The 15,356-nt window shown below is 66.9% G+C and carries 19 protein-coding genes; 16 read left to right on the forward strand and 3 right to left on the reverse strand.

Annotated elements, in window-relative coordinates; translation table 11 throughout:
• The first annotated feature begins 175 nt into the window (after positions 1-175).
• The 9 genes from DFR40_RS11035 to DFR40_RS11070 all read left to right on the forward strand — a co-directional run bounded on the left by DFR40_RS11035 (position 176) and on the right by DFR40_RS11070 (position 8,281).
• Positions 176-964 (forward strand): enoyl-CoA hydratase/isomerase family protein, encoded by a 789-nt coding sequence (locus DFR40_RS11035; protein WP_121458562.1) that lies wholly within the window; start codon positions 176-178, stop codon positions 962-964.
• Positions 965-967: 3 nt separating this feature from the next.
• Complete coding sequence (locus tag DFR40_RS11040) at positions 968-2,965, forward strand: acetyl/propionyl/methylcrotonyl-CoA carboxylase subunit alpha (RefSeq protein ID WP_121458563.1); 1,998 nt, start codon at positions 968-970, stop codon at positions 2,963-2,965.
• Between the two features lie 110 nt (positions 2,966-3,075).
• Positions 3,076-3,450, forward strand: a complete 375-nt coding sequence (locus DFR40_RS17020) for a hypothetical protein (RefSeq protein WP_147431321.1) — start codon at positions 3,076-3,078, stop codon at positions 3,448-3,450.
• On the forward strand, positions 3,447-4,355 hold the full coding sequence (locus tag DFR40_RS11045) for a hydroxymethylglutaryl-CoA lyase (RefSeq protein WP_121458564.1): 909 nt from the start codon (positions 3,447-3,449) through the stop codon (positions 4,353-4,355). The genes DFR40_RS17020 and DFR40_RS11045 overlap by 4 nt, the downstream gene beginning before the upstream one ends.
• Complete coding sequence (locus DFR40_RS11050) at positions 4,352-5,341, forward strand: hypothetical protein (protein ID WP_121458565.1); 990 nt, start codon at positions 4,352-4,354, stop codon at positions 5,339-5,341. The genes DFR40_RS11045 and DFR40_RS11050 overlap by 4 nt, the downstream gene beginning before the upstream one ends.
• Complete coding sequence (locus DFR40_RS11055) at positions 5,341-5,532, forward strand: DUF1289 domain-containing protein (RefSeq protein WP_121458566.1); 192 nt, start codon at positions 5,341-5,343, stop codon at positions 5,530-5,532. The genes DFR40_RS11050 and DFR40_RS11055 overlap by 1 nt, the downstream gene beginning before the upstream one ends.
• Positions 5,529-5,708: a DUF1289 domain-containing protein gene (locus DFR40_RS11060; protein WP_121458567.1), complete on the forward strand. Its 180-nt coding sequence runs from the start codon at positions 5,529-5,531 to the stop codon at positions 5,706-5,708. The genes DFR40_RS11055 and DFR40_RS11060 overlap by 4 nt, the downstream gene beginning before the upstream one ends.
• Positions 5,705-6,619 carry an MBL fold metallo-hydrolase gene (locus tag DFR40_RS11065; protein ID WP_121458568.1) on the forward strand — a complete coding sequence of 305 codons (915 nt, stop codon included), beginning with the start codon at positions 5,705-5,707 and terminating at the stop codon, positions 6,617-6,619. The genes DFR40_RS11060 and DFR40_RS11065 overlap by 4 nt, the downstream gene beginning before the upstream one ends.
• A 54-nt stretch (positions 6,620-6,673) precedes the next feature.
• Complete coding sequence (locus DFR40_RS11070) at positions 6,674-8,281, forward strand: methyl-accepting chemotaxis protein (protein WP_147431322.1); 1,608 nt, start codon at positions 6,674-6,676, stop codon at positions 8,279-8,281.
• Here DFR40_RS11070 and DFR40_RS11075 read toward each other — a convergent pair.
• Positions 8,278-9,456, reverse strand: coding sequence for a M20 aminoacylase family protein (locus DFR40_RS11075; protein ID WP_121458570.1), 1,179 nt, complete (start codon positions 9,454-9,456; stop codon positions 8,278-8,280). The two genes, DFR40_RS11070 and DFR40_RS11075, sit on opposite strands and share 4 nt — an antisense overlap.
• Positions 9,457-9,526: 70 nt before the next feature.
• Here DFR40_RS11075 and rapZ point away from each other — a divergent pair, with 70 nt between their 5' ends.
• Genes rapZ through DFR40_RS11100 form a run of 5 tightly spaced genes read left to right on the forward strand, consistent with a single transcriptional unit; the run spans position 9,527 to position 12,498 of the window.
• Complete coding sequence (gene rapZ, locus DFR40_RS11080; protein WP_121458571.1) at positions 9,527-10,369, forward strand: RNase adapter RapZ; 843 nt, start codon at positions 9,527-9,529, stop codon at positions 10,367-10,369.
• Position 10,370: 1 nt separating this feature from the next.
• The gene (locus tag DFR40_RS11085; protein WP_121458572.1) at positions 10,371-10,745 is read left to right on the forward strand and encodes a NusG domain II-containing protein; all 375 of its coding nucleotides are present in this window, start codon (positions 10,371-10,373) and stop codon (positions 10,743-10,745) included.
• Positions 10,726-11,259: a Gx transporter family protein gene (locus DFR40_RS11090; protein WP_121458573.1), complete on the forward strand. Its 534-nt coding sequence runs from the start codon at positions 10,726-10,728 to the stop codon at positions 11,257-11,259. The genes DFR40_RS11085 and DFR40_RS11090 overlap by 20 nt, the downstream gene beginning before the upstream one ends.
• Entirely contained in the window at positions 11,256-11,867 is a 612-nt protein-coding gene (locus tag DFR40_RS11095) for a flavin prenyltransferase UbiX (protein ID WP_121458574.1), read from the forward strand. Before DFR40_RS11090 ends, DFR40_RS11095 begins: the two co-directional genes overlap by 4 nt.
• Before the next feature lies 1 nt (position 11,868).
• Positions 11,869-12,498, forward strand: a complete 630-nt coding sequence (locus DFR40_RS11100) for an LON peptidase substrate-binding domain-containing protein (RefSeq protein ID WP_121458575.1) — start codon at positions 11,869-11,871, stop codon at positions 12,496-12,498.
• Here the strand turns inward: DFR40_RS11100 and DFR40_RS11105 are convergent.
• Both DFR40_RS11105 and DFR40_RS11110 read right to left on the reverse strand, forming a co-directional pair.
• Positions 12,495-12,803 carry a P-II family nitrogen regulator gene (locus DFR40_RS11105; protein WP_121458576.1) on the reverse strand — a complete coding sequence of 103 codons (309 nt, stop codon included), beginning with the start codon at positions 12,801-12,803 and terminating at the stop codon, positions 12,495-12,497. The two genes, DFR40_RS11100 and DFR40_RS11105, sit on opposite strands and share 4 nt — an antisense overlap.
• Positions 12,800-13,744 carry a sodium-dependent bicarbonate transport family permease gene (locus DFR40_RS11110; RefSeq protein WP_121458577.1) on the reverse strand — a complete coding sequence of 315 codons (945 nt, stop codon included), beginning with the start codon at positions 13,742-13,744 and terminating at the stop codon, positions 12,800-12,802. The genes DFR40_RS11105 and DFR40_RS11110 overlap by 4 nt, the downstream gene beginning before the upstream one ends.
• A gap of 104 nt (positions 13,745-13,848) precedes the next feature.
• On the opposite strand from DFR40_RS11110, the gene DFR40_RS11115 reads away from it, so the two are divergent.
• Both DFR40_RS11115 and DFR40_RS11120 read left to right on the forward strand, forming a co-directional pair.
• Entirely contained in the window at positions 13,849-14,745 is an 897-nt protein-coding gene (locus tag DFR40_RS11115) for a LysR family transcriptional regulator (RefSeq protein ID WP_121458578.1), read from the forward strand.
• 111 nt (positions 14,746-14,856) lie between these two features.
• Positions 14,857-15,348 carry a hypothetical protein gene (locus tag DFR40_RS11120; protein WP_121458579.1) on the forward strand — a complete coding sequence of 164 codons (492 nt, stop codon included), beginning with the start codon at positions 14,857-14,859 and terminating at the stop codon, positions 15,346-15,348.
• Positions 15,349-15,356: the final 8 nt, after the last annotated feature.

Raw genomic sequence — 15,356 nt, forward strand, 5'->3', positions numbered from 1 at the left:
CGGGGCGCCGACCTAGGGGTGGTCTTCTTTTTGGCTACTTTTTCTTGGCCACGCAAGAAAAAGTACGCCCGCGCGTCAGGCGCGGAACACAGCGCTCAAACAACCAAAGCCGCCCGCATCAAACCAAATACACACCCGTAAAAAAACCAACAAATCCTCAGGAGACAAACCAAAAATGCCCTTCCAAGCCCTGGAAATCGAACTAACCGGCCCGGTCGCCACGATCTGGATGAACCGGCCCGACCTGCACAATGCCTTCGACGAAACCCTGATCGCCGAACTGACCGCCGCCTGCATCGCGCTGGATGAAGACCAGGACGTCCGCATCGTCGTCCTCGCCGGGCGCGGCAAGAGCTTCTCGGCCGGCGCCGACCTCAACTGGATGCGCCGCGCCGCCAACAACGGCATCGATGACAACCTCAACGACGCCCGCGCCCTGGCCGGCATGCTGCGCACGCTGGCCGAGATGCAGAAGCCGACCATCGCCCGCGTGCAGGGCGCCGCGCTCGGCGGCGGCATGGGGCTGGCGGCGGCCTGCGACATCGCCGTGGCCTCGACCAAGGCGGTGTTCGCCACCTCCGAGGTCAAGTTCGGCATCATCCCCTCGGCAATTTCGCCCTACGTGCTGCGCGCCATCGGCGCCCGCCAGGCGACGCGCTATTTCCAGACCGCCGAGCGCATAGCCGCCGACCGCGCCCGCGAGATCGGGCTGGTGCATGAAGTCGCCGAGCCGGAAGCACTGGACGACAAGGTCGCCGAGATCGTCGCTGCACTGCTCGCCGGCGGCCCCAACGCGCAGGCCGCCGCCAAGGACCTGATCCGCGCCGTCGATCACCAGCCGGTCAACCACACGCTGGTCGAGGAAACCGCCCACCGCATTGCCCATTTGCGGGCGACGCCGGAGGCGCGCGAGGGTATTGCGGCGTTTCTCGAAAAGCGCCAACCGAACTGGATGGGGGAATAAGCGATGTTCACCAAGATTCTGATCGCCAACCGCGGGGAAATCGCCTGCCGCGTCATCAAGACCGCCCGCCGCATGGGCATCCGTACCGTCGCCGTCTATTCCGAGGCCGACGCTAATGCCCGCCACGTGCGTCTGGCCGATGAAGCCGTGCTGCTCGGGCCGGCGGCGGCGCGCGAGTCCTACCTGGTCGCCGACAAGATCATCGAGGCCTGCCAGCGTACCGGCGCCCAGGCGGTGCATCCGGGCTATGGTTTTCTCTCTGAAAACGAGGAATTTGCCGAGGCGCTGACCGCCGCCGGCCTGGTGTTCATCGGCCCGCCGGCGTCGGCGATCCGCGCCATGGGCTCGAAGTCAGAAGCCAAGAAGCTGATGGGCACCGCGAACGTACCGCTGACGCCGGGCTACCACGGCGACGACCAGCGCCCGACGCTGCTGCATGCCGAGGCCGAGAAGATCGGCTACCCGGTGCTGATCAAGGCGGCAGCCGGCGGTGGCGGCAAGGGCATGCGCCTGGTCGAGAAGTCCGAGGATTTCCCCGACGCGCTGGCTTCCTGCAAGCGCGAGGCGCTGTCGAGCTTCGGCGACGACCACGTGCTGATCGAGAAATACATCACCAAGCCGCGCCACGTCGAAATCCAGGTCTTCGCCGACACGCTGGGCAACTGCGTCTATCTGTTCGAGCGCGACTGCTCGGTGCAGCGCCGCCACCAGAAGGTGCTGGAAGAAGCCCCGGCGCCGGGCATGAGCGAGGCGCGCCGCCGCGAGATGGGCGAGGCCGCCGTGGCCGCCGCCAAGGCCGTCGGCTACGTCGGCGCCGGCACCGTCGAGTTCATCGCCAACCAGGACGGCAGCTTCTTCTTCATGGAGATGAACACCCGCCTGCAGGTCGAGCACCCGGTCACCGAAATGATCACCGGCCAGGATCTGGTCGAATGGCAGTTGCGCGTCGCCGCCGGCCAGCCGTTGCCGTTGAAGCAGGAACAACTGGAAATCCGCGGTCACGCGCTGGAAGCTCGCATCTACGCCGAGGACGCCAGCAAGGGCTTCCTGCCCGCCACCGGCAAGCTGGTGCGCCTGGTGCCGCCGGCCGAATCCATCAACGTCCGCGTCGATACCGGCGTCGAGGAGGGCGACGAGATCACGCCCTTCTACGATCCGATGATCGCCAAGCTGATCGTCTGGGACGAAACCCGCGACGGCGCGCTGGCGCGCATGCGCAAGGCGCTGGCCGACTACCGCGTCGCCGGCCTGACCACCAACATCGACTTTCTCTCCCGCTTGGTCGCCTGTCCGGCCTTCGCCAAGGCCGACCTCGACACCGGCCTGATCGAGCGACAGAAGGACTTCCTCTTCCCCGCCGCTCAGCCGGTGCCGCGCGACGCGCTGCTCGTCGCCACGGTCGGCGAACTGCTCTGGGAGCAGCACGCCGCCAAACAGGCCGCGCAGACCGGCGGCGACCCCTGGTCGCCCTGGCACGCCCGCGACGGTTGGCGCATGAACCTCTCGGCGGCGCGCACGATCAGCTTCCGGGATGGCGAAACGCTGGTCGACGTGCAGGTGCGTTATCACGGTCAACGCTGGGAAATTGCCCTTTTTGGCGAGTCGACCGTCGCATCCGGCAAGAAGCTCGACGGCGACCGCTTTGCCGTCGAACTCGACGACCGCCGGCTGATCGCCAGCGTTGTGGCGGTCGACGACAAGCGCACGGTATTCCTGCAGGGGAGCACGTACTCACTCCTGCGCGACGACCCGTTGCACCGCGTCGATGCTGGCGACAGCCACGGCGGCGGCCTGACCGCGCCGATGCCCGGCAAGGTCGTCGCCCTGCTCGCCCAGCCCGGCCAGAAGGTGGACAAGGGCACGCCGCTGCTGATCCTCGAAGCCATGAAAATGGAACACACCATCACCGCCCCCGCCGCCGGCACCCTCAAGGCCTTCTGCTACGCGGCCGGTGAACAGGTAAGTGACGGCGCGGCACTGGTCGAGTTTGAAGGAGATTAACCTCCTAAAAATAACCGAAAGGAATAAATAACTTCGCATTTTGTCCAAATAGCATCCGCCCCTACACTGAAACCTCTGTTTCGCTGTACCCAATTTCACAGGAGATTCAGATGGACGACAGGTATATGCAATTTGGCGGGCAATTTGCAGTTCCACCATCAAGCTTTCAGCGCTATCACGTCTATTCATTTCACCATTTGGACGATCTAGCATTTATGAGATTTTGCAACGAAGCGTTTTCCTACTTTCCTGATCTGCAAAATTATCTCGACTCAATTAGGTCGTTATTTCGGAATCATGGCTGGGAAGGAGACGGAAGAATTCAGCTATTTTGGCTGCCACCATTTGTCGTCAATTCCCACGATACTCACGGAATTTATTGTTTTCACGTAAAGCAAAACAACAATGGCACCTCTTGGATCGCATCCCCTATTGCGCTGCGTTTCAAAGGTTTGAATCACCTATCAGAAGAAATCTATCCATGATTCTCCCAGCTCGCGTCAAGATCGTCGAAGTCGGCCCGCGCGACGGCCTGCAGAACGAAAAACAGGTCGTCCCGACCGGGATCAAGATCGAACTGATCGAGCGCCTGGCCGAGGCCGGCTTGTCGGTGATCGAGGCGACTTCCTTCGTCTCGCCGAAGTGGGTGCCGCAGATGGGCGACAACGCCGCCGTGCTGGCCGGCATCAAGCGTCGGCCGGGCGTCACCTACACCGCGCTGACGCCCAACCTGCAAGGTTTTGACGGTGCGGTCGCGGCCCAGGCCGATGAAGTGGCGATCTTCGCCGCTGCCTCCGAAGCCTTTTCGCAGAAGAACATCAACTGTTCGATCGCCGAGAGCCTGAAGCGCTTCGAGCCGGTGGTTTCCGCCGCCTCGGCGCTGGAGATCCCGGTGCGCGGCTATGTTTCCTGCGTCGTCGGCTGCCCCTACTCGGGCACGGTCGACCCGCAAAAAACCGCAGAAATCGCCGCCGCGCTCTACGCCATGGGCTGCTACGAAGTCTCGCTCGGCGACACCATCGGCGTCGGTACCCCGGCCTCGGTCGGCCGCATGATCGAAGCCTGCACCCGTGTCGTGCCGATCGCCAAGCTGGCCGGCCACTATCACGACACCTACGGCATGGCCATCGCCAACATCCACGCCTCGCTGCAAGCCGGAATGACGGTGTTCGATGCCTCGGTCGCCGGGCTGGGCGGCTGTCCGTACGCCAAAGGCGCATCCGGCAACGTCGCCAGCGAGGACGTGGTCTACCTGCTCGACGGGCTGGGCATTGAAAGCGGCATCGATCTGGCTAAACTGGCGCAAGTCGGACACTGGATCTCCAGCGTCCTCGACCGCCCGAACGGCGCCAAGGCCGGCCGGGCAATCTGCGCCGGAACCGCCACTTGAGCCTGCTCGCCACCCTCGCCGAACTACTGAAACCCCAGGCCCCGCCCGATCCCGCCGTCGCCGCCGCGCTCGAGCGGGTGGTCGGGATGGTCGATCCGCTGGTCCGCGCCGCCCCGCGCCTGGAAAAGCACCTGCTCGGCGCCGTCGACCACGCCCTCGGCTACTGCCAGGGTCTGGTCGCCGCGCTGCCCGGGCCGATCGAGATCAACCGCCACAGCTTCGCCAGCGACATGCTGGTGCATGCGCTGTTCGCGACGCCGGCCGACATCGACGAGATGCTCGGTCGCAGCCAGGCCGTGCGCGATTTTCTCGAGCGCAGCGAATCCTGGGCCTGCGACAGCTTCTGCGCACTGCTGGCGGCCCGTCGGCAGCAGAAACGGCAGTTCGGGATGGCCCAGCAGGGCAACATCATCCGCGCCGATGTGCCGCAGGAAATCCTCTATTTTTCCGACCAGACGCTGATCGAACCGAGCTGCGATCCGGCGATGACCCGTCAGCGACTGCAGGCGCGGGCGCTGGAAAGCCTGCTGCAAAGCTTCAACGCCCACGTCGAGGCGCTGCGCCACGAGCGCCAGGCCTTGCGCGCCGATCTCTCGGTCGAGCAGGCGCAACTCGCGCAACGCCAGCAACGGCACGATCCCGACGGCGAAGCCGAGCACAGCCGGCACCTGATCGAACTCGACATGCGCCTGCGCGCCAACGGCGAATCGCTGATGCCGGAAAACCTGGTCGAACTGCTCGCCGATTTCCTGCGCCATCCGGAAAGTGCGCTCAGCCTGACGCCGGTCAGCATCCGCATCGACCGCCTCGGCATCGTGCACCAGGCCGGCGACGGCGACGATGACGCCGAGCTCATCCGTTTTCCGGAACTTTCCAGCCGCGACCGGCGTCAGCACGTAGCGACCCTGGTCCGCATCTCCCGCGCGGAGGCGCGCGCCGCCGTCGAACAAGCCCGCGACCGCCAGCAACGCTACATCCTCATCTAATGAACGAACTGCCCGCTTCCCCCTGCATCAAAGTCTGCCGCATGGAGCCGGACAGCGGCCTGTGCGCCGGCTGCCTGCGCAGCCTGCCCGAAATTGCCGGCTGGTCAGCCGCCGATGCCGCGACCCGCAACGCGATCCTGGCCGCCGTCGCCCGCCGCCGCCAGGCCCGGCCCGCGCAGGACAAGCCATGAACGAAAACCAGGAAAGCCGTTACCAATGTGTCGGCATCTGCATGACCGACCCCGATTCGGGCTACTGCCTCGGCTGCGGCCGGCCGCCCGAGGACAGTCCGACGGTGGTTGCCGAAATCGCCGTGCCCACCCCGGAAGCACCGCACCCCGGGCGTGACCCGGACACGCCGGCATGACACCGGCGCTGCCCGCCGGCCTGCAGGTACTCGAGCGCGGCTGGCTATCGGCCAACAACATCCTGGCCTTCGATGGCGACACGGCAACGCTGATCGACAGCGGCTACGTCACCCACGCCACGCAGACCGTCGCCCTGGTCGGCGAAGCCCTCGCCGGCCGCCGCCTGGAGCGCCTGATCAACACCCATGCGCACTCCGACCACATCGGCGGCAATGCCGCGCTGCAAGCCACCTTTGGTTGCGACGTGGTGGTCCCGGCCGGACTGCACGCAACCATCGCCGACTGGGACGAAGCGGCCCTGCTGCTCTCGCCGCTCGGCCAGCAGGCTGCGCGTTTCCAGCACGACCGGACGCTGGCCGCCGGCGACCAGTTCGCGATGGCCGGCCTCAACTGGCAGGCGCTGGCGGTCCCCGGCCACGACATGGAAGCACTCGCCTACTACAACCCGGAACGACGCCTGCTGATTTCCGGCGACGCCCTGTGGGAAAACGGCTTCGGCGTGGTCTTCCCGGAATTGCTGGGCGAGGCCGACGGTCTGGCGGCCACCAGGGCAACGCTGGAGATGCTCGCCCGGCTGCCGATCGACCTGGTCATTCCCGGCCACGGCGCTCCATTCGCCACGGTAGACCGGGCCCTGACGCTGGCCTTCTCCCGCCTCGACGCCTTCGCCGCCAACATCGAGCGGCTGGCCTGGCACGCGATCAAGGTTGTCGTCGCCTTCGCGGTGATGGAGAGACAACCGCTGCCGGCTGCAGATTTCGACGACTTCGTCCGCGCGCTGCCCTTCGCCATCGACCTCAACCAGCGCTACCTCGGGCTCGCCGACGACGAACTGTTGCGCCGGCTGCACGACGATTTCCGGCGCAGCGGTGCGTTGCGCATCGATGCCGGGGTGATGACGGCGCGCTGACAAAAGTCATAACTCCCTTATAGAATGAAATACTGATAAAAAGAGGGGGAGTCCATGAGTTTCCGCAATCGACTATTGCTCGGCATGACGCTGATCATCGCCGCCTTCATCGCCGCCGTGGTCATCGCCTACAGCGGTCTGCGCGCGACATCGAACAGCTTCGGCGAGTTTCTCGACGGCACCGGCGCCCTGCGCCAGGACTATGGCGAAATGTATGCCCAGGGCTTGCAGATGGGCCAGGCGCTGCGCAACATCACGCTCGACCCGGACAATCCGAAGGCCTACCAGAACCTGGAAAAGGCTCGCGAGGATTTCGCCGCGGCGCGTCAGTCGGCGCTTTCCCACGCGACCACGGTGGACGGCTTCGCCGCCTCGCTGAAAACCCTGGAAACGCTGGCCGCGGCACAGTCCGCTGCCCAGCAGGAAGTGCTCGCGGCGCTCAAGGAAGGACGCCTCGAAGATGCCAAGAAGCTGATCAACGCCAAGGAAACGCCGGCCTGGCGCAAGCTCAAGCAGGCGCTGCTCGACGACCTGACGAACCTCACCGAAAGGACCCAGGCCGAGCGCCATAGGGTGATCGAGGCGGCCGAACGCCGGCAGTTGATCACCCTGCTGCTGACCTTGCTGGCGATCGTCATCAGCGCCATCAGCGCCTTCACCACCCTCGCCTACGTCCGCCGCGAACTCGGCGGCGAACCGGCCTACGCGCGCGCAGTCGCCAACGCGATCGCTACCGGCGATCTCGGCCGGCCGATCGAGGCCGGCGACGGCAACAGCCTGCTCGGCGCGCTGGCCAGCATGCAGCAACAACTGCGGCAACTGGTCGGCACCCTGGCCGAACATGCCCGTGCCGTCGAACAGGCGGCCGCGCTGGTCGACAGCGCCACCCGCCAGGTTGCCGACGGCAGCCGGCAGCAACTCGGCTACGCCCAGGAAATGGTCGGCAACGTGCACCAGGTGTCGAGCGGGCTGCGCGACGTCATGCAGGCGGTGCATGACGCCGAGCGCATCGTCGGCGAATCGAGTGCCACTTCCGGCAGCGGTGCCGCGCTGGCCAGCCGGGCGGCCGGCGAAACGGCGGCAATGGCGGATTCGGTCAAGGCCACCGCCGCGCATATCGAAGCCCTTGGCGAGCAGTCGGCGAAGATCAGTTCGATTCTCGGCGTCATTTCCGACATCGCCGGCCAGACCAACCTGCTCGCCCTCAACGCCGCCATCGAGGCGGCCCGGGCCGGCGAGCAGGGACGCGGCTTCGCCGTCGTCGCCGACGAGGTGCGCAAGCTGGCCGAGCGGACCGCGCACTCGACCGCCGAAATCTCGGCGATGGTCGAAAGCATCCAGTCGGGTACCCAGCGCGCCGTCGACGGCATGGAATCAGGCTTGCGCCAGGTCGCCGACAGTGTCGAGCTCTCGAACCAGTCGCGTCAGGCCTTCGACCGGATGAACGAGAGTTCGCAGCAGGTGCATGCGGTAGTCCGCCAGATCGCCCAGGCGATCAGCACCGAGAACGACAATGAACAGGCGATCGAGGCGCACGTCGAGCAGGTACGCAACCTGATCGAGCAGAACGACCGGAGCCTGAACGAGGTCGTGGCCAACGCCGGCCGGCTGAACACGGTTTCCGCCGCGCTCAACCAGGCGATCGCCCGCTTCCGGCTCTAGGCGGCGCTGGGCAGGGCGCGGCGGACCAGCTGCGCCCAGTAGGCAACGCCCAGCGTCAGCAGTTCGTCGTTGAAATCGTAGTGCGGGTTGTGCAGCGTGCAGCCGCCGGTGCCCGGGCCGTTGCCCAACCAGACGTAGCAACCGGGCTTCTCGCGCAGCATGTAGGCGAAATCCTCGGCACCCATCGACGGCAGGATGTCGGTCAACACCCGCTCGGCACCGAAAACCTCGGCAGCGACCTGCTGGCAGAATTTTGCCTCGGCCGGGCTGTTGACCGTCGGCGGATAGCGGTGATCGAAGCTCACCGAGATCTGCGCCCCGTTGGCGGCGGCGATGCCGCTGCACAGCCGCTCGATGGCGCGCTCGATGCTCTCCTGGACCTCCGGCTTGAAGCTGCGGATGGTGCCGCGCATCACCACCTCTTCCGGGATGATGTTCCAGGCCTCGCCGGCGTGGAACTGGGTGACGCTGACCACCGCGGCATCGCAGGGATGCAAGGTGCGGCTGACCACCGTCTGCAGCGCCTGCACCAGCTGCGCGCCGGTGACGATGGCGTCGATGCCCTGATGCGGCATTGCCGCGTGGCAGCCGTGGCCGCGTACATGAATCTCGAAGCCGCAGGTGCCGGCCATCACCGGCCCCGGCATCGCCATCATCTCGCCGACCGGGATGCCCGGCCAGTTGTGCAGGCCGAACACCGCCTCGACCGGAAATTTCTCGAACAGGCCGTCCTCGATCATCACCGCGGCGCCGCCTTCCGACTCCTCGGCCGGCTGGAAGATGAAGACCACCGTGCCGTCGAAATCGGGGTTTTCCGCCAGGTAGCGGGCGGCGCCGAGCAGCATCGCGGTATGGCCGTCGTGGCCACAGGCATGCATCTTCCCCGGATGCTTCGAGTGATGCGGGAATTCGTTCAGCTCGGCGAGCGGCAAGGCATCCATGTCGGCGCGCAGACCGATCATGCGCGGCGAACTGCCGGCCTTGAGGACGCCGACGACACCGGTTCTGGCCAGGCCGCGATGGACCTGCAGGCCGTAGCGTTCAAGCTCGCGGGCGACGATGTCGGATGTCCGCTTTTCGTCGAAAGCCAGTTCCGGATGGGCGTGGATATCGCGCCGCAGCGCGGTCAGCTCGGCCAGAAAAGGCAATTCTGGGCGCGGAATCGTCGGGGTCATGGCTTGTCTCCTTTTTTCCTATTATGCCGTGGCTTGCGGCGGGGCTGACCCTTGATTATGCTCCGTCCACATGGAACTCGTTCTCATCAGCGGCCTCTCCGGCTCAGGCAAGTCCGTCGCCCTGCACCTTCTCGAAGACGCCGGCTACTACTGCGTGGACAACCTGCCGGTGGTGATGCTGACGGTCCTCGTCGGCATGCTCGCGGAAGAAAAAGTGCGCAAGGTCGCCGTCGCCATCGACGCCCGCTCCGGCGGCGGCATCGAGTTGCTGCCGGAAAAGCTCAAGCGCCTCGCCGACGAGGGCGTCCGTCACAACTTCCTGTTCCTGCATGCCAGCGCGGAAACCCTGCTCAAGCGCTATTCGGAAACCCGCCGGCGGCATCCGCTGGGCGGCGACGAGCGCACGCTGGCCGAGGCCATCGAACTGGAAAATGCGCTGCTGGCGCCGATTTCCGACCTCGGCCACCGGATCGACACGAGCAACCTGAAAGCCAACGCCCTGCGCGAGTGGATTCGCCAGTTCATTGCCGACGAACCCGGCCAGGGGCTGACGCTGATGTTCCAGTCCTTCGGCTTCAAGCACGGCATCCCGCTCGACGCCGACCTCGTCTTCGACGTCCGCTGCCTGCCCAATCCGCACTACGAGCCGGCACTACGACCGCTGACCGGGCGCGACCGGCCGGTTGCCGAGTTTCTCGAGGGCGAGCCGGAAGTCCTGCGCATGCGCGAGGATATCGCCCGTTTCGTCGCCGACTGGCTGCCCAGCTACGTGCGCGACAACCGCAATTACCTGACGGTGGCGATCGGCTGCACCGGCGGCCAGCATCGCTCGGTGTACCTGGCCGAGGCGCTCGGCCGCCGCTTCGCCGGCCAGGCCCGCGTGCTCGTCCGCCACCGCACGCTGGCCGGCTGACATGCGCTGGCTGGCGCTGCTGCGGCCAGGCGACTGGCTGACCCTCGCCGCCGGCGCGGCACTGGTCGGCGCCAGCGTACCGATGTTCTGGCAAGGCGGCCTCGCCGACCGCGCGATCGTCCGCCAGGAAGGCCGGGTTTTCGCCGAACTCGACCTCCGGGCGCGCAAGCAGCTGGAAGTCCCCGGGCCGCTCGGCATCACGCTGATCGCCGTCGAACCCGGGCGCGCCCGCGTCGTCTCCGACCCCGGGCCGCGCCAGTACTGCGTCCGCCAGGGCTGGCTGATGCGCCCCGGCGAGATCGCGATCTGCGCCCCCAACCGTGTCAGCCTGCAGATCGCCGGCCGGACCAAGGTCTATGACTCGATCAGCTACTGAACTGGCAATCACCGCCGAGGACCGCCGCGTCGCCTGGCTGGCGACCGCCGCCGTCGGCCTGTCGCTGGTCGATGCGGCGATCCCCTCGCCGCTGCCCGGGGTCAAGCCGGGGCTGGCCAACATCGTCACCCTGGTCGTGCTCCTGCGCTACGGCTGGGCTACGGCGGTCTGGGTCAGCGTCCTGCGCGTGCTGGCCGGCAGCCTGCTGCTCGGCTACTTCCTCGCGCCCGGCTTCTTCCTGTCGCTGACCGGGACCACCCTCAGCCTGCTCACCCTCGGCCTGGCCCGGCACCTGCCGGCACGCTGGTTCGGCCCGGTCAGCCTGTCCATCCTCGCCGCCTTCGCCCACATCGGCGGCCAGTTGCTGCTCGCCCGCGCCTGGCTGATCCCGCACGACGGCGTTTTCCTGCTGACCCCGGTGTTTGCCGGCGCGGCCCTGGTCTTCGGCACCATCAACGGGCTGATCGCGGCTAAACTTCTGGCTGACACGCCCGCCACGGATTCCCCTCGATGAGCAAAACCGTCTGCCTCGCCCTGACCGGCGCCTCCGGCATGCCTTACGGCCTGCGCCTGCTCGAATGCCTGCTCGGCGCAGGCTGCCGCGTGCAGTTGCTGTACTCGCAGGCGGCGCAGATCGTCGCCCGTCAGGAAATGGATTTCGAACTGCCGTCGCGACCGGCTGATGCCAGGGCCGCCCTGATTTCGCGTTATCCGACGGTCGACCGTGAAAATCTGCAGGTTTTCGGCCGCGAGGAATGGTTCGCGCCGGTTGCCTCCGGCTCCAATCCGCCCGACGCGATGATCATCTGCCCCTGTTCGATGGGCACGCTGGCGGCGATCGCCCAGGGGCTTTCCGACAACCTGATCGAGCGCGCCGCCGACGTCGTCCTCAAGGAAGGCCGCAAGCTGGTGCTGGTTCCACGTGAAACCCCGTTTTCGGCGATTCACCTCGAAAACATGCTGCGCCTGGCGCGCGCCGGCGCCGTCATCCTGCCGCCCAGCCCCGGCTTCTACCAGCATCCGCAGAGCGTCCAGGACATCGTCGATTTCGTCGTCGCCCGCGTCCTCGACCAGGTCGGGGTCAGCCACAGCCTGATGCAACGCTGGGGCGAGGCGCGCTGAGATGGGCTGGTTCGACTTCATCCGGGCGCCGGCCGGCGGCGGTGTCGAAACCCTGACGATTCCGCTGTTTCCGCTCAACACCGTGCTCTTTCCCGGCGGCGTGCAGCCGCTGAAGATCTTCGAGCAGCGCTACCTGGACATGGCTGCCGCCTGCCTCAAGGCCGACACGCCCTTCGGCATCTGCCTGATCGACGCCGGCGGCGAAGTCGGCGAGGCGGCGGTACCGCACACCGTCGGTACGCTGGCCAGCATCGCCAACTGGGAAATGGAGCAGCTCGGCATCCTGATGATCGACGCCGTCGGCGGTCGCCGCTTCCGCATCCTCGACCACGAGGTCGGCGCCGACAAGCTGCTGCTCGCCACCGTCGAGCTGATCGCCGAGCCGGAAGTGCCGCTGCCGCAGCACCGCGAACGCCTGCTGCCGCTGTTGCAGAAGGTCATCGGCGACCTCGGCCCGCAACGCATGCCGGAACCGCATCGCTACGCCGACGCAGCCTGGGTCGGCTACCGCCTGACCGAGGTGCTGCCGGTGCAGAACCTGGCCAAGCAGAAGCTCCTCGAACTCGAGGACCCGCTGGCCCGGCTCGACATCCTCGAGCGCTTCCTCGACCAGCGCAAGCTGCTCGGCTAGAACTTCTCCGCCCGCAGCACCTGGACGTCGGAGAGGAAGACGACCAGCTGGTAGCTGCTGAAATACTGCGCTTCGAGGTGGCGGACGACGGCTTCGGCGACCGCCTCGTCGCACAGCACCTCGACCCGGATGTTGGCGCTCGCCGGCCAGGCCGCGTCGCGGCGGCCATGGGCGCCGCTGCCGCGGGCATCGGAAATCGTGTAGCCGTGCGCGCCGAAGCCTGGCAATTCCTTTTCCAGGCGCTTTTCCAACGCCGCCTCGCAGACGATGGTCAGCAGCTTGCGGGTTTGCAGCGGGCGATTCATGCGAAGACTCCATGCAGGGTGACGGCCGCCCAATGATAGGCCGGAATGCCGAGCAGCAGGTTGAACGGGAAGGTGATGCCGAGCGCGGCGCCGATCGACAGGCCGGGATTGGCTTCCGGCACGGCGATGCGCATCGCCGCCGGGGCCGCGATGTAGGAAGCGCTGGCGTAGAGCGTCGCGAGCAGCGTCATGCCGCCGACCGACAGGCCGAGCAGCAGACCGGTGGCAATGCCGAGGGCGGCACCGACCAGCGGCATGGCGACGGCGAAGCCGGCGAGGAACCAGCCGGCCCGGCGCAGGTCGCCGATGCGGCTGGCGGCAACCAGGCCCATCTCGAGCAGGAAGATCGCCAGCATCCCCTTGAACAGGTCGAAGAACAGCTTGTCGAGCGGCTTCAGCCCCTCGCTGCCGGCAATCCAGCCGATCGCCAGGCCGCCGAGCAGGAGCACGATGCTCTTGCCGGCGAAGACCTCGTGCAGGACCTTGCTCCAGTCGCCCGAACCGGCGCCGCGGCGGGCCAGCCAGATGCCGATCATCAGCGCCGGGAATTCGAGCAGGACGAGGAAGACGGTCATGTAGCCCTCGGCGCTTTCGCCGCGGCCGAGCAGGAAGGTCGAGGCGACGGCGAAGGTGACCACGCTGACCGAGCCGTAGTGGGCGGCGATCGACGCCGCGTCGGCGCGCGGCAGTTTGCCCAGGCGAGCCAGCACCGGAAAGGCGATCAGCGGGATCAAGGCACCGGCAGCGACGACAACGCCGGCGGCAAACAGCAATTCGCCGACCGGGTAGCGCGCCAGTTCGACGCCGCCCTTGAGACCGATGGCGAGCAGCAGGAAGATGCTCAGCGATTCGTAGAGGACGGCAGGGATGCGCAGGTCGGAACGGATCAGCCCGGCCAGCGCGCCGAGCAGGAAGAAGAGGATGACGGGTTCGAAGGGCATGAAGGCAATCCGGCAGGCGGCAAGGCCGCGACGGCGTGACTATCCCTTTTGCCATCGATTAAATCCAATTAAACTTTCACAAAAATCCATTTGCTTCAACTTATATGAATCGCCGCCACATCACCCAGCGCCAGCTCGAGACCTTTGCCACGGTCGCCCGTCTCGGCAGCTTCTCGCGTGCTGCCGAGACGCTGCACCTGACGCAGCCGGCGGTGTCGATCCAGATCAAGCAGCTGAGCGAGACGATCGGCCTGCCGCTGTTCGAACAGATCGGCCGCGACATCCGCCTGACCGCCGCCGGCGAGGAACTGCAGGCGACCGTGCGCGCCCTTGACGACGAATGGGCGCGCTTCGACTCGGCGATCGGCGCCCTCTGGGGCATGCACAGCGGCCGCCTGCGGGTGGCGCTGGTGACTACTGCCAAGTACTTCCTGCCGCGCATGCTCGGTGCCTTCTGCCGACGCTACCCGCACATCGACGTGCAACTCGAGATCACCAACCGCGCCGGCGTCGTCGCCCGCATGCGCGGCAACGAGGACGATCTCTACATCATGTCGCTGCCGCCGGCCGACATGGACATCGTCGTCCGCCCCTTCCTCGACAACCCGCTGGTCGTCGTCGCCCCCCTTGGGCATGCGGCGGCCGGCCGCCGCTGCACGCTCGACGAACTGGCCGGCGAATCCTTTCTGCTGCGCGAACCCGGTTCCGGGTCGCGGGCGGCCGTCGACCGTCACCTGCAGAAGCTGGAAAAATCGCTGCGGGTACGGTTGACCGTGGCCAGCAACGAAGCCATCCGCGACCTCGTCGCCAGCGGCCTCGGCCTGTCCATCCTCTCGCGCCACTCACTGGCCGCCGACCCGGCCGACGACGGCATCTGCATCCTCGACGTCGAGCATTTCCCGATCCAGCAGCCATGGTCGATCGTTCATCTCAAGGGCAAGGTACTGTCGCTGCCGGCCCAGGCCTTCATCGGCGAACTGGTGCAGACCAGCCAGGCCTGAGCGCGGGTTTATTTGTCGCCGATCGCCCCGCCGCTGCCGATTCGGCACTAAACTCCCGGCCGCGGGCCGGCGTTGCCATGCCCGCCCATCCACCCACGGCAAAGGCACACCATGTCCCCACTGCACGACGTCGACGTCCTCCTCCTGCTCGCCACCTCGCTGGCGGCCAAGCGCCGCCCGGCCGAAACCGGCGAAATCGTCGCCGCCATCGACCTGGTCAACGGCAACGTCCCGGGCGAGGAAAAACTGGCCGAAGCCTTCGCCCGCCTCGGCACGGCCGGCCTGCTGGTGGCTGCCGCCGGCGGCATCGGGCTCAGCCCGGCTGCCGAAGGGCTGATCGAGATCCTGCCGCGCAAGGGCGATCACGCCCAGCGCCTGTTCGAATTGCGCGGCCTGCTCGGTGCCTACCGGCCAGCCGAGGAAGCCCCGGCGATCTCCGTCGCCGCCGCCGACCTGCGTGCCGCCATCCTCGCCCACCGGGCCGCGGCGGCCGGACCGGCCAAGAACCTGCTGGTCCCGAAGCCGAAGCCGGAAACCAGCCAGGCCCGCCCCGGACAACGTCAGCGCAAGCCGCTGGCCAAGGGCAAGCCCCGCCCGCGCTGAAAACCGGC

This window comes from Azonexus fungiphilus, from assembly GCF_003634965.1.
In the GTDB taxonomy this organism is placed as follows: Bacteria; Pseudomonadota; Gammaproteobacteria; order Burkholderiales; family Rhodocyclaceae; genus Azonexus; species Azonexus fungiphilus.